Origin of the sequence: Pseudonocardia sp. (genome assembly GCF_050250275.1) — a bacterium.
In the GTDB taxonomy this organism is placed as follows: domain Bacteria; phylum Actinomycetota; class Actinomycetes; order Mycobacteriales; family Pseudonocardiaceae; genus Pseudonocardia.
On record NZ_JBFWOY010000011.1, the window covers coordinates 97432 to 116265 of the forward strand.

The window sequence follows — 18834 nt, forward strand, 5'->3', positions numbered from 1 at the left end:
GTCAATCCGCATCTGCGGCCCGTCCCAACTTGGGACAACCCGGGCGTGTGACCCGCTGTCAGCGTTCGCGGGGTGAAGCCACCACCGTTCAGCTACCACCGCGGCCGGACGCCCGAGCACGCCGCGGGTCTGCTGCGCGAACTCGGTCCGGGCACTCGTGTCCTCGCCGGCGGCCAGTCCCTGCTGCCGATGCTGAATCTGCGGCTGGCCGAGCCCGCGCACCTGGTCGACCTCGGGTCGATCCCCGACCTCGGGTTCATCCGTCACGAGGGCGACCGGCTCGTCGTCGGTGCCACCGCTTGCCAGTCGGCCGTCGAGCACTCGGCCGACGTGCGCAGCCTGGTGCCGCTGCTGGCCGAGGCTGTCGAGAACGTCGCGCACCCGCCGATCCGCCACCGCGGGACGGTCGTCGGCAGCATCGCCCACGCCTCGGCCGTCGCCGAACTGCCGTGCGCGGCGCTGGCCCTCGACGCCCGGCTCACCCTGCTGAGCGCCGACGGCGTGCGGACGGTCGGGGCCGGTGAATTCTTCACCGGTGCCTTCATCACCGCTGCGCGGCCCGACGAGATCGTCGCGCAGGTCGACTTCCCGGTCGCCGGTCCCGGCACGGGGCAGGCCTGGTCGGAGTTCAGCCTGCGGCGCGGCAACTTCCCCGTCGCGGGTGCCGCGGTGTCGGTGACCGTCGCCGACGGCCGGGTCATCGACGTCGCGATCGCCGTGTGCGGCGTGGCCGACCGGCCCGTGCGGCTGCACGCGGCCGAGGACGTGCTGCGCGGCGCCACCGCGGACCGGGAGACGATCGCGATGGCCGCCGCGGCCACCGTCGCCGGTCTCGAACCGCGTGCCGACGGCGACCTTGCCGCGCACATCCTCCCGGTGACCTCGGCGCCCGTTCTCGGCTGGGCCTACCGCGCGTCGGTCGCGACGTCCCAGGTCCGGCGCGCCCTGACCACTGCCGTGACCCGAGCCGGAGGTATCCGATGACCGCGACGCACGAGTCGGCTGCCCCCGTCGGCACCGACGTCGACACCGACCCGGAGACCCTGCACCCGGTCACGATCACCGTGAACGGCAAGGAGCACAAGCTGCGCGTGGAGGGCCGTCGGCTGCTCGTCGACGTGCTGCGCCAGGACCTGCGGCTGACCGGTACGCACACCGGCTGTGACCAGGGCGTCTGCGGCGTGTGCACGGTCCGGCTCAACGGCGAGACGGTGCGCTCGTGCATCACGCTGGCCGTCCAGGCCGACGGCGGGGACGTGCGCACCATCGAGGGCGTCGCCCCCGACGCGTCCACGCTGCACCCGATCCAGCAGGCGTTCTGGGAGAAGCAGGGCCTGCAGTGCGGCTTCTGCACCCCGGGGATGGTCCTGCGCGTGCAGGAGATCCTCGAGACGAACCCCACGCCGACGCGCGAGCAGGTCCGCGAGGGCATCTCCAGCAACCTGTGCCGCTGCACGGGCTACCAGTTCATCGTCGACGCGGCCATGGAGGCGGCGGAGAAGATGGCGAAGGGCGACTCCTGATGACGCAGACGGACATCCCGGCGGACGTGCCCGCGCCGATGGCGCCGCACAAGGACCTCAAGTGGATCGGCAAGTCGGTCAAGCGGGTCGAGGACCCCAAGCTGCTGCGCGGGCTCGGCCGCTACATCGACGACGTCGTCCTGCCGGGCATGCTGCACGCGGTGGTGCTGCGCAGCCCGCACGCCCACGCGCGGATCGTGGCCGTCGACGCCGAGCGCGCCCGCAACGCGCCCGGCGTCGCCGCGGTGCTGACCGGCCCCGAGGCCGCGGAACTGTTCGGCCCGCTGCCCGACTCCGGCCCCGCCCCCGACAAGCACGTCTGGCGCGTGCTGGCCGCCGACAAGGTGCACTACGTCGGCGAGGGTGTCGCGGTCGTCGTCGCGGAGACCCGGTACCAGGCCGAGGACGCCCGGGCCCTGATCGACGTGACCTACGACGTGCTCGAGCCCATCGTCGACCCGATCGCCGCGGCGGAGAACACCGAGAACCTGGTCCACGAGGCGCTGGGCACCAACATCGCCTACGAGCGGACGTTCACCTTCGGCGAGGTCGCGCGCGACTTCGAGGAGTCGGACATCATCGTGCGCGACCGGCTCCGCTGGGGCCGCCAGACCGCGCACCCGCTGGACACGACCGCCGCGATCGGCGACTACGACGCGGGCACCGGCGAGATGGTGGTGCACACCAACAGCATCAGCATGACGTGGCTGGCGTTCGGTGCGGCCGCGGCACTGGGCATCCCGAGCAACAAGCTCGACCTGAAGCCTTACATCTCCGGTGGCAGCTTCGGCTCGAAGCAGTTCTGCTGGCGCACGACGGTGACCGCAGCGATGATGTCCAAGATCACCGGCCGGCCCGTGAAGTACGTCGAGGACCGTCTCGACCACCAGCTCAACGGCGACCAGCACGGCTCGGACCGCTACTACGACGTCGAGCTCGCGGTGATGCGCGACGGCACCTTCCGCAGCCTGAAGATCGACTGCATCGACGACTACGGCGCCTACATCCAGTTCGGTGTCGGCTCGCACGGCAACGCGCTCGCGCAGGTCACCGGCCCGTACCGGATCACCAGCACCGAGTACCGGGTGCGCGCGGTCCTGACGAACAAGACCCAGCAGGGCGCCTACCGCGGGTTCGGCGCCGACGCGGGCAACTGGGCGCTGGAGCGCATCGTCGACAAGGCGGCGGCCGAGCTGGGCATGGACCCGGCCGACATCCGGCGGCACAACCTGATCCCGCCGGACGCGTTCCCCTACCACATCCCGAGCGGCAACATGTATGACTCGGGCAACTACGAGCCGGTCCTCGACCACGCGCTCGCGCGCTTCGACTACGCCGGCTGGCGCGAGAAGCAGGCCGCGATGCGGGCCGAGGGCCGCAAGGTCGGCATCGGTGTCGTCACGGCGAACGAGCGCAGCGTCTACGGCGCGACCGAGTTCTGGTTCTGGTTCGACGACAAGGACGTCCCGGTCAAGACGACCTCGACGCCCGAGGGCGTGTCGCTGACCGTCGACACCGTCGGCAGCCTGACCGTGACCCTCTACTCGACGCCGTTCTGGGGCAACAGCTCCGACACCGTCGCGGCGATGCTCGTCGCCGAGGAGTTCGACGTCGACCCGGCCGACGTCACCGTCGTGCACCACGGCACGAAGGGCGGCCTGCCCGCGGCGGGGCCCGGCGGCAGCCGGCTGACCGTCATGCTCGCGGGGGCCGTCACCGGGGCATCGAAGAAGATCAAGGACAAGATGCTGCGGATCGCCGCCCACGACATGGAGGTCGACGAGGCCGACCTCGAGTGGGTCGACGGCGGCTACCAGGTGCGCGGCGCGGAGGACTCCCGGCGCAGCACGGCCGACCTCGCGATGCTGGCCTACCTCGTCAAGACGGCGCTGCCCGAGGGCGAGGAGAGTGGCCTGGCCGCGAACTTCGTCTACGACCACCCGCACCTGACGATGCCCAAGCCCGACCGCAGCGACCTCGGCTCGTTCTACCCGTGCGTCGGCCATGCCTGCCACCTGGTGGCCGTCGAGGTCGACCCGGAGACCGGGGCCGTCGACATCCTGGACTACGTCGCCGTGCACGACTCGGGGACGCTGGTCAACCCGCGCTCCTACGACGGTCAGATCGTGGGCGGCACCGCGCAGGGCATCGGGACGGCGCTGTCCGAGGAGATGACCTACGACGCCGGCGGCAACCCGCAGGTCGGCACGTTCTGGGACTACCTCATCCCGACCGCGCTCGACGTGCCCGAGGTCAACTTCGGCCACGAGCAGACGCCGTCGCCGATCACGGCGCACGGGATCAAGGGCGGTGGCGAGGCCGGCCGGCTGATGGCCCCCGGCGCGCTGTCGGCCGCGATCGACGACGCGCTGCGCGACCACGACGTCCGGGTCACCGAGCTGCCTGCGACGCCGGAGCGCATCGTCGGCTGGATCCAGGAGGAGGCCTGACGATGGGGCGCTTGCAGGGCAAGGTCGTCCTGGTGACCGGGGCCGGCCGCGTCCCCGGGCGCGGCTTCGCGATCCGGCTCGCACAGGAGGGCGCGGCGGCCATCGCTGTCGACCACGACGCGTTCGAGCCGGCCTGTCCCGCCGACCTGAGCTCCACCGTCGCGGTGGTCGAGTCGCTCGGCGGGCGGATCGTCGCCCGCGAGGCCGACGTCCGCGACGCGGCGGCGCTCGCCGAGGCCGTCGCCACCGCGGCCCAGCGGCTCGGCGGGCTCGACGCCGTCGTCACCGGCCCGGTCGTGACCGCGCCCGGCTCGGTCGACGGCATCGCCGACGACGTCTGGCGCGGCACCCTCGACCGCGTCCTCACCGGCGTGTGGAACACCTGCCGTGCCGCCCTGCCGCACATGTCCGACGGCGGGTCGATCACCGTCGTCGGCAGCGCGGCCGGGCTGCGCGGATTCGCCCACCTGGCCCACCACGCCGCCGCCGAGCACGGCGTGGTCGGCATGGTGCGGGCGATGGCCCACGAGCTGGCCCCCCGTTCGATCCGCGTGAACAGTGTCCATCCCGCGGGCGGTCCCGCCGCCGCGGCCATCCCGGCGCCGACCGGCAGCCTCGTCTTCGACCCGGAGGCCGAAGTGCCGCATCCCTTCATCGACACCACGGACGTGTCCGAGACGGTGGTCTACCTGACCTCCGACGACGCGCGCCTGCTCACCGGCCTCACCGTGCCGGTCGATGCCGGGCTGGTGTCCCGATGAGCGCCGCGGTCGAGCCGTTCACCGTCGCCGTCCCCGACGAGGTCCTCACCGACCTGCGCGAGCGGCTGACGCGCACCCGCTGGCCCGCCGATGTCGGCAACGAGGACTGGCGCTACGGCGCCAACCGCGTCTACATCGAGGAACTCGTCGCCTACTGGCTCGACGAGTACGACTGGCGCGCCGTCGAGCGGCGGATGAACGAGTACGAGCACTTCCGCACGACGATCGACGACGTCCCGATCCACTTCATCCACGAGCGCGGCAAGGGCCCGAACCCGATCCCGCTGGTGATGAGCCACGGCTGGCCGTGGTCGTTCTGGGACTTCGAGCAGGTCATCCGGCCACTTACCGACCCGGCCTCGTACGGCGGCGACCCGGCCGACTCGTTCGACGTGATCGTCCCGTCGCTGCCCGGCTTCGGCTTCTCGACCCCGTTGCAGCGCACCGGGATCAACTTCCACCGCACCGCCGGGCTCTGGGATGTGCTGATGCGCGAGCGTCTCGGCTACGACAAGTACGCGGCGCAGGGCGGCGACTGGGGGCAGCTCGTCACCTCCGAGCTGGGCCACCGCTACTCCGAGCATCTGATCGGCATGCACCTCAACCTGTCGCTGCCGCTGGACTTCTTCGAGGTGCCGTTGCCGGCCGAGGAGGACTACGCCCCCGACGAGCGGCACTGGTTCCACCACAACCAGCTCCGGATGGCGCACGCGTCGAGCCACATCGCCGTGCAGAGCACCGACCCGCAGAACCTCGCCTACGCCATGCACGACTCGCCCGCCGGCCTGTTGGCCTGGCTGGTCGATCGGCGACGCTGGTGGAGCGACTGCGGCGGCGACGTCGAGACGGTCTTCTCGAAGGAAGACCTGATCACGCTGACGATGCTCTACTGGGTCGACGAAAGTTTCGTGACCAGCGCCCGCTTCTACTGGGAGGCGCGCAACGACCTGTGGAAGGCCGCGTCGGCGGAGCGACCCGTCGTCAAGGCGCCCACCGGGATCGCCGTCTTCCCGCAGGAGCTGCTCGTCATGCCCAAGGCATGGATGGAGAACTACTACAACCTCCAGCGCCTGACCTACATGAAGGCCGGCGGCCACTTCGCGCCCGCAGAGCAGCCCGCCGCGATCATCGACGACGTCCGTGAGTTCTTCCGGCCGCTGCGGTCGGGCCGATGAGCGGCCTGGAGTCGACGGTCCGAGGGGCCTCCCGTGCCCGTCGCGACGCCGTCGCCGGCTGCGTCGTCGGCCGCGAGCGCGAGCTTGACCTCGTGCTCGCGGCGGTCTCGGCCGGGCGCGACATCCTGCTGGAGGGCCCGCCCGGGACCTCGAAGTCGACGATGCTGCGCGCGATCAGCTCGAACTGGGGCGTTCCGTTCTTGCTCGTCGAGGGCAACGGTGAGCTGACCCCGGCACGGCTGGTGGGACACCACAACCCGGCGCGGGTGCTCGAGGAGGACTACTCCGACGACAACTTCGTCCCCGGGCCGCTGCTGCAGGCGATGCAGTCGGGCGGGTTCCTCTACATCGAGGAGCTCAACCGCGCACCCGAGGACACGCTCAACGTCCTGCTCGCCGCGATGGCGGAGCGGGAGGTCGTCGTGCCACGGGCCGGCACGGTGCGCGCCCTGCCCACGTTCCGGCTCCTCGCGTCGATGAACCCGTTCGACAACATCGGCACCTCGCGCATCTCCGACAGCGTCTACGACCGCTGGTGCCGCCTCGTCGTCGACTACCAGGACGACCGTGAGGAGCGCGCGATCGTGGCCGCCCGCACGGGGTGTGCCGACGATCTCCTCGTCGCCGACGCGGTCGCGATCACCCGGGCCACGCGCACACATCCCGAGCTGCGGCGCGGGTCGAGCGTGCGCGGTGCGATCGACCTCGTCGCGATCGCCGTCGAGCTCGAGGCCATGGACGTGCGCTCCGAGCGCACGCAGCTCGTGCTCGACGCGTCGCTGCTCGCACTGTCGGCGCGGATCGCGGTGGACGAGACGTCGGAGGCGACCCCGGAGAAGGTGATCACCGAGATCTGGGAGAACCATTTTTTCTCGCACCCCGGCGTGCGGCGCCGGGACCGCACCGCCTAGAGATCGACAACTCCGTCCAGCTGCCGGCGGGACCGGATCCTGATCGGCCCGCCCGGCGGCGCTCGGCGAAGCAGCTGACCGAACCTCCGGCACTGTTCCAGGACGCCGGCGGAACCCCACTCGTCGTCGACCTCGCCGACGGACGTGGCGACGGGGCCGACGAAGCCACAGCCGGTGGCCAGGGGGTGCTCCTCACCGGGCAGCGAGCGCGCCGGCGTGGTCTCGACGACCTGCTCGAGGACACACCCGCCGACGACGAGGTGGCCGTCATGGCGCGCCGGATCGCGCGCAACCTCACGGTGCGGCGGCGGCTACGGGTCAGGCGCGGCGATCGCGGCGGCGGACGCACGGTACCGATGCCCTACCGGTACCGCTCCGACGACATCGACATCGACCGGACCGTCGAGGTACTCGCCGAGCGACCCCGCCCGGACGACACCGAGATCGTCGTGCGCGAACGCGTGCAGGCACGGCGCGCGGTCGTCCTCGTGGTCGACGTGTCGGGCTCGATGCGCGGGGAGAAGGCGCGGATCGCCGCTGCGACGATCGCCGCACTGTCGGCGGACCTGACCGGCGCCGGGGCCGACGACCAGATCGCGCTCGTCGCCTTCTGGTCGGACGCCGCGCTGCTGAAACCCTTCGACGCCCGGCTCCCGGTGGGCCGGATCGTCGACCGGTTGCTGAGGATCCCGGCCAGGGGGCTGACCAACGTCTCGTTCGGCCTGGAGGTCGCGCGGTCCGAGCTGGCGCGGTCGCCGCTGCGGCGGCGCTCGATCGTGCTGCTCTCCGACGCGGTGCACAACGCCGGGCCGGACCCCCGGATCACCGCGGCCCGCTGCGGGGAGCTGCACGTCATGCTCGAGACCGATGGTGAGCACGACGCACCCCTGGCCGCCGACCTGGCGAGGACGGGGCGGGGGCGGCTGGCTCATGTCGCGACCCACCGTGACGTGGCCCCCGCGCTCAACCGGCTCCTCGCCGATTGATTCGTGTCACATTCCGGGACAACTCGCACGGTTCTCTGCGGCTTACTGTCCGAATGGTCGGCGGATCACTCCACCGGACAATGCCGACCATTTCGAAGAGCAACAGGGAGCGGGGAATCGTGGATCGGGTGAAGGGAAAGGTTGCACTCATCACGGGTGCTGCCCGGGGCCAGGGGCGGGCACACGCGAAAAGGCTCGCGGAAGAGGGCGCCGACATCGTCGCCGTCGACATCTGCGCCGACATCGACAATCTGGGGTATCCGCTCGGCAGCTCGGAGGAGCTCGCCGAGACGGTGCGGATCGTCGAGAACGAGGATCGCCGGATCATCGCCCGCCGGGCCGACGTCCGCGACGGCGCCGCGCTGCAGGCGGTCGTCGACGAGGCCGTCGCCGAGTTCGGCGGCATCGACATCGTCTGTGCGAACGCGGGGCTCATCGACTCCGTCCCCAAGGTGTGGGAGATCACCGAGGAGATGTGGGACGTCCAGATCGACACGATGCTCAAGGGCGTCTGGAACACAGTGCGGGCAGCGGTCCCGGTGATGATCGAGTCCGGCCGCGGCGGCTCGATCATCATCACGAGCTCGCTGGTGGGGCTCAAGGGCACCCCGCACACCGGGGCCTATTCGGCGGCGAAGGCAGGCGATGTCGGGCTGGCCCAGTCGCTGGCCGCGGAGGTCGCCCCGTACGGCATCCGCGTCAACACCGTGCACCCGACGGCGGTCGACACCGACATCCTGATGCGTAACGAGCCGATGCAGACGCTGTTCCGCGCCGATCTCGGCGGCCGTGTGCCGACACGCGAGGAGTTCGCGGAGGCGTGCGCCCCGATGAACCTCCTCCCCATTCCGTGGATCGAGGCCCGCGACGTCAGCAACGCCGTTCTGTTCCTCGCCTCCGACGAGTCGCGGTATGTCACCGGCCTGCGCATGTCGGTCGATGCGGGCGCACTGATCAAATAGTGATCCGTGTCCCACGACGGGACACCTCTGTGGGGCAGCTCTCGACGAGCATTTAAATCCGGCCGGCGATACGGCTCGGCCCGCACGACCTGTCCGCCGGGATTCCGGCACCCCTGAGATCACAATTCTCGTCAAGGAGGTCGGTAATGCGAATTCTCGCCTCGTCGTCGCGTGCGCGGATCGTAGCCGTGGCAATAGCGGCAGCAGCGGCCGTCGGGCTCGCTGCCTGTTCCCCCGCTCCGACTTCTGCATCCGGAGGTGGCGCGGGCGGAGCGTCGGGCATCAATGCCGTGGCGGACAGCAAGCCGGGCGACATCACGCCCTACTGCCCGGCGGAGCCGACGAAGGTCGTCTTCATCAAGTCCGCGGGTGGGCAGGTGTGGGCGGCGATCGCCAACGCCGAGTTCATGGCCGAGGCAGCCAAGTGCCCGACCATCCAGGCGAGCTGGTACAACGGCACCTCCGGCGTGCAGGGCGCCATCGCGGCGACCAACGCGGCCGTCGCGCAGGGTGCGAAGGCGCTGGTCGTGATCGCCGACTTCGGTGCCGCCCAGCTGCCCTCGCTGCGCAAGGCCGTCCAGTCCGGCGTGACCGTCGTGACGACCGTCAGCGACGGCGGTGCCCAGAAGGGCACCGACGTCAGCGAGTCGCTGCTGTGGGACGTCAACTCCATCGGCGAGAACCAGGCCAAGTGGCTGAACGAGCACGTGAAGACGGGCAAGGTCGCCTTCCTCGGCGGGCAGCCGGGTGCTCCCTCCACGGAGACGACGTTCAACGCGTTCAAGGCGGCACTCACCAAGTACGCCCCCGGAATCCAGCTCGTGCCCGACACCTGGGTCCCGACCAACTGGGACGGGGCGCAGAAGCGCCGTGCCGTGGCCGGTCTGCTCGCCCAGAACGGCGAGTACGCAGCGTTCGTCAGTGACTACGGCGCCTCCGACATCGGCGCTGTGCAGGCGATCCTCGACGCGAAGGCGAAGATGCCCGCGTTCCTCAACATCGGGTCCTCCCAGGGCTTCGTCTGCACCGTGAAGCAGAACAACATCCAGTGGATGGGCCAGGACGGCTCCACCCGGATGACCGCGTCAGCGCTGCGGATCGCGCTCGCGGACATGCAGGACAAGCCCAGCGCCGACCCGAACCCCTACGTGCTGTTCACCTACGCCGACACCGCCGCAGCCAAGATGCCCGAGTGCGACCCGTCGGTCTCGCCCGACGCCGACCTGTCCTCGAGCTTGTCGGTGGCCGATCTGAAGAAGGTCCTCAGTGGCTGACGAGAACCCGGTCGACCAGCCGGTGCCCGCACTGCGCATCGACCACGTGACCAAGACGTTCCCCGGTGTGGTCGCCCTCGACGACGTCGACCTGACGGTCCGGGCCGGTGAGGTCCACGGGATCGTCGGGGAGAACGGCGCCGGCAAGTCGACCCTGATGGCCGTCGCCTCCGGAGCCCTGGTGCCGGAGGCGGGAACGGTCTCGGTCGGGGGACGCCCCCTGCGTGCCGGCTCGACCCACGACGCGCAGGAGCTCGGTGTGGCGATCGTGCTTCAGGAACCCGCGCTCCTGCCCGATCTCACCGTCGCCGAGAACATGTACCTGGGCCAGCCGCCGACCGCCCGCCCCCCGATCGCACGGCTGCAGTCGTGGTGCCGGGAACGGCTGCGCGACTGGAGCGACGACGTCGGGATCGACCCGGCCGCCCGGATCGAGGAGCTCGAACCCGAGCAGCGGTTCATCGTCGACATCGTCCGGGCACTCGCCCGCCGGCCGGCGGTGCTCGTGCTCGACGAACCCACCGAGCACCTGGCCGGTGAGGACGTCGAGCGGCTGTTCGCGGCGGTGCGGGAGCGGGTACGCGACGGCGGTGCGGTCGTCTACATCTCGCACCGGATCCGGGAGGTCAAGCAGATCGCCGATCGGATCAGCGTCCTGCGGGACGGCTGCCACCGCGGCACGTTCGACGCGGCGACATTGTCCGAGCGCGACATCGTCGACCTCATCGTCGGACGCCGCCTGGACGCGGTGTTCCCGGACAAACCAGCCCTCGACGACGACGTCCCACCCGTCCTGGGTGTCGCGTCGGCGGGCGGGCGCGGCTTCGAGGACCTCACGTTCACCGTGCGGCCCGGCGAGATCGTGGGGTTCGCCGGCATCGAGGGGAACGGCCAGCGCGACGCCCTGCGCGCGCTGGCCGGGCTCGGTTCCCGCAACGGATCGGTCGAGGTCGACGGAGCACCGGTCCGCCGACGGTCGTCGACGATCGCGTACCTGACCGGCGATCGGCACCGCGAGGGTGTCTTCCCCGGGCTGACCGTGCGCGAGACGATCGGGCTGCGCAACCTCGACCGGTTCAGCACCGCGGGAGTGGTCGAGCCACGCCGCGAGCGGGAGTTCGCCCGGGCCGCCGTTGCCGAGCTGGCCGTCAAGACCCCGACCATCGAGACGCCCATCGAGTCCCTGTCGGGAGGCAACCAGCAGAAGGCCCTGCTCGCGGGCGTGCTGCGCCGCGACCCCAGGGTCCTGCTGATCGACGAGCCGACCCAGGGCGTCGACGTCGGCGCCAAGTCCGAGATCTACGACCTGCTGCGGGACAACGCCCGCGAGCGGGGGATGGGTGTCGTCGTCGTCTCGTCCGACGGCATCGAGCTGGCCGGGCTGTGCGACCGCATCCTCATCTTCTCCCGCGGCCATGTCGTGGAGGAGCTCTCGGGCGACGACGTGACCGAGGCCCGGATCACCGCAGCGGCCCTCACGGCGACCACCCACCGGGACAAGAGCGCCCGGCGCGCCGGTCCGGCCGTCCGCTGGTTCGCCGGCGACACCGCGCCGATCGCGATGGTGGCGCTGGCGGTCCTCGCGCTCGGCCTGTGGACGTCGCTGTCGAGCGCCTTCTACCTGACGACGCCGAGCATCGCCGGTCTCCTCGCCCTCGTCGCCGTCCTCGGGTTCGTGGCCCTGGGACAGACCGTAGCGTTGACGATCGGCGCGGTCGACCTGTCGGTGGGTCCGCTGATGGGCTTCGTCGTCGTCGTGGAGTCGTTCTTCCTCACCGCGGAGTCGATGCCACTCGACAGGGTGCTCGGCTGGGTGCTCCTGTTCGGCGTACCGCTGGCCGTCGGTCTCGTGAACTGGGCACTCGTCGACGTCGTGAAGATGAACGCCATCGTCGCGACACTGATCACCTTCATCGCGCTCCAGGCCCTCTCGCTCGTCCTGCGGCCCCAGCCCGGCGGTCTGTTCGACAGCCGCATCACCGACGCCCTGACGTATACGTTCGGCCCGATCCCGGTCGCCTTCGTCGTGCTGGTCGTCGTCGCCGCGGCGATGCAGTTCTGGCTGCGCCGCAGCCGGACCGGCATCGCATTGCGATCGGTCGGGTCGCAGCCCGAGGCCGCCCGGCTCAACGGGCTCAGCGCCCCTCGCGTCCGGCTCATCGGGTTCCTGCTGTGCAGCCTCATGGCAGGTCTCGCCGCACTCTTCCTGCTGGCCCAGGTCGGTTCGGGCGACCCGACCTCCGGCATCGACTACACGCTGACGAGCATCTCGGCCGCGGTGATCGGTGGCGCCAGCATCTTCGGCGGCCGCGGCTCGTTCGTCGGCACCATCGCGGCGGCGTTCCTCGTCACCCAGGCGATCGGCGCGGTCACCTTCCTCGGCCTCGACGCCGCGTGGTCGTCGTACCTGCCCGGGGCGATGACGCTGATCGCGGTGGCCGTCTACTCCCGCACCCGCCATCTCGCACGCACACACTGACTCGGAGACGTCGATGAGCAACTCGTTGAGCGACCCGGAGCGGGTCGCCACGGTCGACCTGGACGTGAGCCCACCGGCGCGCAGGCCGCGGGCCGCCGGCCCGTACACCGGCATCGTGCTGGCGACGTGTGCGCTCTTCGTCCTGAGCGCGATCGTCGTGCCGAAGTCACTGTCGGCGCAGTCGCTCGGCGCGATGCTGCCGTTCTGGGCGATCCTCGCGATCATGTCGGCGGGCCAGACGCTGGTCATCCAGCAGCGCGGCATCGACCTCTCGATCCCCGGAGTGGTCAGCCTGACCGCCATGGGCTTCGTCGTGTTCGTCGACCGCAACGATGCGCCCGTGTTCGTCGGGCTTTTGGTGGTGGTGGCTCTCGGCGTCGTCATCGGCCTGGTCAACGGCCTGATCAACACCAGGATCAACGTGACGCCGCTGATCACGACGCTGGCGCTCAACGCGTTGCTGGTCGGCGCGATGTTCACCTACACGAAGGGGGTCGGGTCCGCGGCCCCGCCGAGCCTGCAGGCCTTCGCAGCCTCGAGCGTCCTCGGGATCTCCACGCTGGTCTGGCTGGCGATCGCGACGGTCCTGGTCGTCGGCTTCGTGCTGCGCCAGACAGCCGTCGGGCGGCGGTTCGTCGCCGTCGGGGCGAACCCGGATGCGGCGCGGGCCATCGGGGTCCGGGTCGACTGCTACATCGTCGGGGCGTACATCGCAGCGGCCCTGCTGTTCGCCCTCGCCGCGGTGCTGCTCGCCGGCTACGCGCAGAACCCGGCCCCGACGATGGGCAACCCGTACCTGTTCCAGACGGTGATGGCGGTCGTCATCGGCGGCACGAGTCTCGCCGGTGGGCGCGGCAGCGTCGTCGCGACCGCCGTGGCCGCCCTGTTCCTCACCCAGCTCGGGCAGGTCGTGCTGACCCTCGGAGCCAACGCTGCCGTACAGCTGCTCGTCCAGGCCATCGCCATGGCGCTCGCCCTCGCCGGCGCGGCCATGCTCGAGCGACGGCGGAAGCGGACTGCATGACGACGGTCAGCTGTCACCTGGCCGCAGGTCTGCCGCCGCCCATCGCCGGTCCAGCGGTCAGCCGGCCGGTGGACGGGTTCCGCCTCGCCTACGACCGGTCCGGCACCGGACCGGGGATCGTGCTCCTGCACGGCGGTCACGGCGACCGGACGGACTGGGCAGACGTTGCGGTGCGGCTCGAGGGCACAGTCGTCACACCTGACCTCCGGGGGGTCGGCGAGTCCGACCGGTGGCCGGGCGGCGACGTCTCCGTGTCCGCCCAGGCCGCAAGCGTCACGTCGTTGATCGACGAGCTCCGGCTCGGCCCCGTGGTCCTCGGTGGCCACGGGATCGGGGCCGCCGTCGCCCTGCGGGTCGCCGCTCGGAGCCCGGGCCGCGTCGCGGGCCTCGTCGTGACCCCGCCGCCCGAGGTGCCGACGCGATCGGTCACCGGCACGGGGCGCAACGCCCTCCAACGGGTCTGGACGACCTGGTCGGCGCCGGGCTACACGCCGTCACGACTACGGCTCGATCACCTTGCCCAGCAACACGACCGGCGCCTGCTCACGATGAGCAGCGACCCGATCGGGCGGCACGTCGTGGCCGCGCCGACCACCATCCTGTGGCCGGACCTCGACCCTCTGGTCCCGGACTCCTGGTTCGACGGTCTCGGGGAGTGGTTCCGCCGGGTGACCGTCCGTCGGGTACCAGGCGTCGGCCATTTCCTGCCCGTCGAGGCGCCCATGGCGTTCGTCGAGGCCCTGCAGCGGACAGTCCAGGAGAGGACGCAGCAACGTGGGTTCTGAGAACGTGACACTCGGTGGCTGGTGCCATCTCGAGTCGCCCTTCGCCGTGGAGGCCATGGCCTCGGCCGGGTTCGACTGGTGCTGCCTGGACATGCAGCACGGCACCGTCCGTGACGACGACGTCGTCGGGCTCCTGCAGGCGGTGCAGGCCGGCGGCGGCACGGCGTACCTGCGCGTCCCCGGCACCGACGCCCCCCTCATCGGCGCTGTTCTCGATGCGGGCGCCGCCGGCGTGATCGTCCCGCAGGTCTCGACGCCCGAGCAGGCCCGCGCGGCAGTCGCCGCGTGCCGGTACTCACCGGACGGCACCCGCAGCTGGGGCCCCTTGCGGCCGAAGCTCGCGACCGCACGTCCTGATCCCGCAGTCCTGGGTGCCGCCGCCTGCTATGTCATGGTCGAGGACCGGGCCGGGGTCGAGAACGCCGCTGCGATCGCGGCCGTGCCGGGGCTGACAGGCATTCTCGCCGGCCCGGCCGACCTCGCCCTGGACCTGTGGGGCGACCCCTACCTCGCGTCCGACCCGCGGACCGTCGAGGTGCTGGCCCCGGTCGTCGCGGCGTGCCGTGCGAACGGCATCACGGCAGGGGTGTTCTGCGGAACCGGCAATGTGGGTCGCTGGCACACCGCGGGGTTCACCATGCTCGCCGTCGAGTCCGACTCGACCCTGCTGCTCACCGCCGCCCGCCGCGCGGCCGCGGACGCGCGTGCGCAGCTCGGCGACGCCTGATCGGCGGCGGCCGACACGGTGACCACGCCCCTCACGTCGGAGCTCGGTGTCGACCTGCGCACCGCGGGACTCGTCGCCGTGGCGACCCTGGGGATCTACCTGGCCCTGCTGGTGTGCGTCCGGGTGAGCGGACAACGGAGCCTGTCGGCCATGTCGGCGACCGATGTCGCCTGCGTGATCGCGCTCGGTGCGGTGGTCGGGCGGACGACGCTCCTGGCGACACCGACGCTCACCACCGGGGTGATCGCGCTCGTGATGCTGTTCGCCGTGCAGCGTTGCCTCGGGCTGTTGCGTCGCAACAGGATCCTCGGCCGAATCCTCACGAGGGAGCCCGTACTCCTGATGCGCGGGGGCAGCGTGCTCCCCGACGGCCTGCGAGCGGCACGGATGAGCGAGGACGACCTCCGGCAGCGCCTGCGTCTCGCGGGTGTCGCCCGGCTGGCCGACGTCGACTGCGTCGTCCTGGAGCGCAACGGCGTCGTGAGCGTCCTTCGCGCCGGGCCGGAGCCCGACGCGTGGGTGATGGCCGACGTACCCGGCCACGACGACCCGGCCCGGCACGCGACGACCGTGCACCGAGGTGGCGGGTGAGTCCGACCGACAGGAGGAACCGGTGGAGGAATTCAGCGACGTCGCGGCCGAGGGATCGGTGGCGGCCTCGGTCGGGCCGGGGGCGGTCGAGGTGCAGCGGTACCCGCTGCCACGGCCCGGCCCGGGGGAGGCGCTGCTCGAGGTCCTGCAGGCCAACGTGTGCGGGTCCGACGTCGGGATCTACCACCGTCGCAATCCCGTTCTGCGGGACGTGGTCCTCGGGCACGAGTTCGTCGCCAGGGTCGGTGCTCTCGGCGACGGACTGACCCACGACTCGGCCGGTACTCCTGTCGCGGTGGGAGACCGTGTCGTCGTCGTGTACTTCCGCGTGTGCGGGCACTGCCGGCCGTGCGGGCGCGGCGAGTTCAACATGTGCTCCGAGTGGGCCGACACGATGGCCTCGCCGCCCGGCCGTGCGCCGCACTTCCACGGCGCCTTCGCGAGCCACTACCACCTCGCCGCCGGCAGGCATTTCTACGTCGTGCCCGACGTGCTCACCGACGCCGAGGTCGCCGGGGCCAACTGTGGGCTGGCCCAGATGCTGTTCACACTCGAGCGGGTCGGTCTGCAACGCGGACAGACGGTCGTCGTGCAGGGGTGCGGCGGGCTCGGGCTCTACGCCTGCGCCGTCGCCGCCCGCTCGGGTGCGCGGGTGATCGCGGTCGAGCGCGACCCCGGCCGCATCGCCGCCGCGCTCCGCTTCGGCGCGACCGAGGTGATCGACATGGCGGCCATCGCCGCCGTCGCCGACCGGCAGCAGCGGATCGACCGGCTCACCGGCGGTGACGGGGCGGACCTCGTCGTCGAGGTCACCGGACGCCCGGAGGCGTTCGCCGAGGCCGTCGGGTTCGCACGCACCGGCGGCACGATCGCCTCGGTCGGCAACCTGAACGTCGGTCCGGGCGCCGAGCTGTCGATCGCGCCCGCGCTGTTCACGCGCAAGAACCTCACCGTGCGGGGATTCCTGCGCTACGACCCCTGGTTCCTGCGCCGCGCCCTCGACTTCCTCGTCGACACCCGTGACCTGTATCCCTTCGGGTCGATGTCCGACCGCGTGTACGGGCTCCACGAGATCCACACCGCGGTGGCCCAGACCGAGTCCGGCGGGGTCATGCGCGCCGCCGTCGTTCCGTGACCCGCGCGACACCCGTCCGCGCAGCGGCCGTCCCAAGGCGGGACAACTCGATCGGCGGGCAGATCCCTAACGTCGGTCGCGGTTCGACGGCAGGCGCCGAGCAGTCGACGCAGGAGGCGTAGTGATGAGCGGAAACAAGGCAGACACGGGACCCGGCCTGATCCTCGGCTACGGGAACCTGACCGGCGTCTCGTTCGAGGAGCGGGTCGCCGCGGCCGTCGCAGCAGGAGCCGACGCGATCGGGTACTCGGTCTTCGAGTTCCAGGACGCGAAGCGCGAGGGCGTCGGTGCGAAGGACCTCGCGGCGATCGCCGACCGGTCCGGAATGCGGGTCGCCGAGCTGGAGGTGGGGCTGGGATTCGACGGTCCCGCCGACGGTCGGCGATGGGGCCCGTCGTGGTTCCCGTGGGACCTCCCGTACATGGACGCGGGTGTCGAGCAGGACTTCATCGAGCTGGCCGACGCGTTCGGCGCACACCACATCGTGGTCGCCGCCTCCTCCGGTGGGGACGGCGCCGAGTCCGCCGCGCGGTTCGCGCGGATCTGTGACCAGGCCGCCGAGGTCGGGGCGAAGGTGGCGATCGAGTTCCTCCCCGGGACCGACATGCCCGACATCGCCACGTCCCTGGCGGTGGTCCAAGCGGCCGACCGCGACAACGGCGGCCTCTGCGTCGACAACTGGCACTTCATGCGCGGCAACGCCGATGAGCAGGCTCTGCGGTCGCTGCCGGGGGACCGGGTCGTGGTCGTCCAGCTCTCGGACGGGCCGGCGACCCCGCTCACCGAGGACTACTTCGAGGAGACCCTCAAGCACCGCAAGCTCTTCGGTGACGGCGAGTGGGACGTCGTCGGGTTCCTCGGGGCGCTGCGGGCGTGCGGGGCCACCGCTCCCGTCTCGATCGAGATCCTGTCCGAGCAGTGGCAGGCGCGGCCGGCCGCCGAGACCGCCGCAGCGTTCGTCGCCGGCGCCCGGGCGCTCGAGCCCCGCACCAGCTGACTCACTCTGCCACGTCCGGGCGACGCCCTGCCGGCCCCGGCACGTCATCCCTGAACTGCAAGGAAACATGGTGAGCAACAGCGCCATCGCAGGTCGTCCGCGCCAGCCGCACGGAGAACACCGAGCTGTTCTGGGCGCTGCGCGGCGGCGGCGGCAACTTCGGCATCGTCACCGAGTTCGTCTTCCAGCTCCACGAGATCGGCGAGACCGCCGACGTCGGGATGTTCTTCTTCCCGCCGGACCGTGGCGTCGAGGCCATGCAGCTGTTCCGGGACCTGCCCTCGCAGCTGCCCGACGACATGGCGATCATCGCGTTCGGCATGCGGGCGCCCGACACCCCGTTCGTGCCCGACGAGTACAAGCACACCTACGGGTACTTCATCCAGCTCGAGACGGTCGGCCCCACTCCGAGCTCGCCGCCGCCGCCGAGATCGTGCGGGAGCACTCGCCTGCGTTCGAGCTGGTGGAGCCGATGCGCTACGTCGACCTCCAGTCGATGAACGACGCGTTCAACCCGTGGGGTGTGCACGGCTACGAGAAGGCCGACTACCTTCCCGCGATCTCCGACGACGCCATCGACGTCATGCAGAAGTACCTCACCGGCACCCGGGGCGCGTTCTCCTACTTCGGCGCGATGACCCTCGGCGGCGCCTACGCCCGGGTCGCCGACAAGGACGCCGCCTGGGCCGGCCCGCACGACGCGGGCTACCACTTCATCATGACCGGGACCTGTGAGACGGCCGAGGAGCTCGTCCACGACCGCCAGTGGGTCAAGGACTTCTGGGCGGGCCTGCAGCCGCACGGGATGGGCTCGGGCAGCTACATCAACAACATGAACAAGTACGACGAGAACCGTGGCCGGGCGGCGTACGGGGCCGAGAAGTACGAGCGCCTCTCGCGCATCAAGGCGACCTACGACCCGGAGAACGTCTTCCACCACAACCAGAACATCAAGCCGGCCGCACCGGCGCCGGCCTGATCGCCGGGCCGCCCACCCCGCCGGGAGGCGGCCGACGGCACCGTTGCCGGGTGCCGCGCGTCCGACCGACGCGCG

The 18834-nt window shown here is 71.2% G+C and carries 18 protein-coding genes; all 18 read left to right on the forward strand.

All coding sequences use genetic code 11. From position 1 onward, the window contains the following. The first annotated feature begins 72 nt into the window (after positions 1–72). Positions 73–984, forward strand: coding sequence for an FAD binding domain-containing protein (locus tag AB7F12_RS12525; protein ID WP_428498905.1), 912 nt, complete (start codon positions 73–75; stop codon positions 982–984). Next, positions 981–1523 (forward strand): (2Fe-2S)-binding protein, encoded by a 543-nt coding sequence (locus AB7F12_RS12530; RefSeq protein WP_428498904.1) that lies wholly within the window; start codon positions 981–983, stop codon positions 1521–1523. The genes AB7F12_RS12525 and AB7F12_RS12530 overlap by 4 nt, the downstream gene beginning before the upstream one ends. After that, the gene (locus AB7F12_RS12535) at positions 1523–3973 is read left to right on the forward strand and encodes a xanthine dehydrogenase family protein molybdopterin-binding subunit (protein ID WP_428516509.1); all 2451 of its coding nucleotides are present in this window, start codon (positions 1523–1525) and stop codon (positions 3971–3973) included. Before AB7F12_RS12530 ends, AB7F12_RS12535 begins: the two co-directional genes overlap by 1 nt. Before the next feature lie 2 nt (positions 3974–3975). Beyond that, complete coding sequence (locus AB7F12_RS12540; protein WP_428501536.1) at positions 3976–4734, forward strand: SDR family oxidoreductase; 759 nt, start codon at positions 3976–3978, stop codon at positions 4732–4734. After that, positions 4731–5909 (forward strand): epoxide hydrolase family protein, encoded by a 1179-nt coding sequence (locus AB7F12_RS12545; protein ID WP_428501535.1) that lies wholly within the window; start codon positions 4731–4733, stop codon positions 5907–5909. Before AB7F12_RS12540 ends, AB7F12_RS12545 begins: the two co-directional genes overlap by 4 nt. Continuing rightward, a complete protein-coding gene (locus AB7F12_RS12550; RefSeq protein WP_428501534.1) occupies positions 5906–6820 on the forward strand; it encodes an AAA family ATPase in 915 nt (304 codons plus the stop codon). Before AB7F12_RS12545 ends, AB7F12_RS12550 begins: the two co-directional genes overlap by 4 nt. 185 nt (positions 6821–7005) lie before the next feature. Next, positions 7006–7806, forward strand: coding sequence for a vWA domain-containing protein (locus AB7F12_RS12555; protein WP_428501533.1), 801 nt, complete (start codon positions 7006–7008; stop codon positions 7804–7806). Between the two features lie 119 nt (positions 7807–7925). After that, the gene (locus AB7F12_RS12560) at positions 7926–8768 is read left to right on the forward strand and encodes a mycofactocin-coupled SDR family oxidoreductase (protein ID WP_428501532.1); all 843 of its coding nucleotides are present in this window, start codon (positions 7926–7928) and stop codon (positions 8766–8768) included. A 290-nt stretch (positions 8769–9058) separates the two neighbouring features. Further along, complete coding sequence (locus tag AB7F12_RS12565) at positions 9059–10042, forward strand: substrate-binding domain-containing protein (RefSeq protein ID WP_428501531.1); 984 nt, start codon at positions 9059–9061, stop codon at positions 10040–10042. Further along, on the forward strand, positions 10035–12521 hold the full coding sequence (locus AB7F12_RS12570; RefSeq protein ID WP_428501530.1) for an ATP-binding cassette domain-containing protein: 2487 nt from the start codon (positions 10035–10037) through the stop codon (positions 12519–12521). Before AB7F12_RS12565 ends, AB7F12_RS12570 begins: the two co-directional genes overlap by 8 nt. Positions 12522–12534: 13 nt before the next feature. Beyond that, on the forward strand, positions 12535–13545 hold the full coding sequence (locus AB7F12_RS12575) for an ABC transporter permease (RefSeq protein ID WP_428501529.1): 1011 nt from the start codon (positions 12535–12537) through the stop codon (positions 13543–13545). Beyond that, entirely contained in the window at positions 13542–14330 is a 789-nt protein-coding gene (locus tag AB7F12_RS12580) for an alpha/beta fold hydrolase (RefSeq protein WP_428501528.1), read from the forward strand. The genes AB7F12_RS12575 and AB7F12_RS12580 overlap by 4 nt, the downstream gene beginning before the upstream one ends. Continuing rightward, positions 14320–15057 carry an HpcH/HpaI aldolase family protein gene (locus AB7F12_RS12585; RefSeq protein WP_428501527.1) on the forward strand — a complete coding sequence of 246 codons (738 nt, stop codon included), beginning with the start codon at positions 14320–14322 and terminating at the stop codon, positions 15055–15057. The genes AB7F12_RS12580 and AB7F12_RS12585 overlap by 11 nt, the downstream gene beginning before the upstream one ends. Positions 15058–15075: 18 nt before the next feature. Then, complete coding sequence (locus AB7F12_RS12590; RefSeq protein WP_428501526.1) at positions 15076–15648, forward strand: DUF421 domain-containing protein; 573 nt, start codon at positions 15076–15078, stop codon at positions 15646–15648. A 22-nt stretch (positions 15649–15670) separates the two neighbouring features. Next, positions 15671–16783, forward strand: a complete 1113-nt coding sequence (locus AB7F12_RS12595; RefSeq protein WP_428501525.1) for a zinc-binding dehydrogenase — start codon at positions 15671–15673, stop codon at positions 16781–16783. Between the two features lie 124 nt (positions 16784–16907). Then, on the forward strand, positions 16908–17780 hold the full coding sequence (locus tag AB7F12_RS12600) for a sugar phosphate isomerase/epimerase family protein (RefSeq protein WP_428501524.1): 873 nt from the start codon (positions 16908–16910) through the stop codon (positions 17778–17780). A 221-nt stretch (positions 17781–18001) separates the two neighbouring features. Then, complete coding sequence (locus tag AB7F12_RS12605) at positions 18002–18280, forward strand: hypothetical protein (protein ID WP_428501523.1); 279 nt, start codon at positions 18002–18004, stop codon at positions 18278–18280. Then, on the forward strand, positions 18253–18759 hold the full coding sequence (locus tag AB7F12_RS12610; RefSeq protein WP_428501522.1) for a BBE domain-containing protein: 507 nt from the start codon (positions 18253–18255) through the stop codon (positions 18757–18759). The genes AB7F12_RS12605 and AB7F12_RS12610 overlap by 28 nt, the downstream gene beginning before the upstream one ends. The last annotated feature ends 75 nt before the right edge of the window (positions 18760–18834 follow it).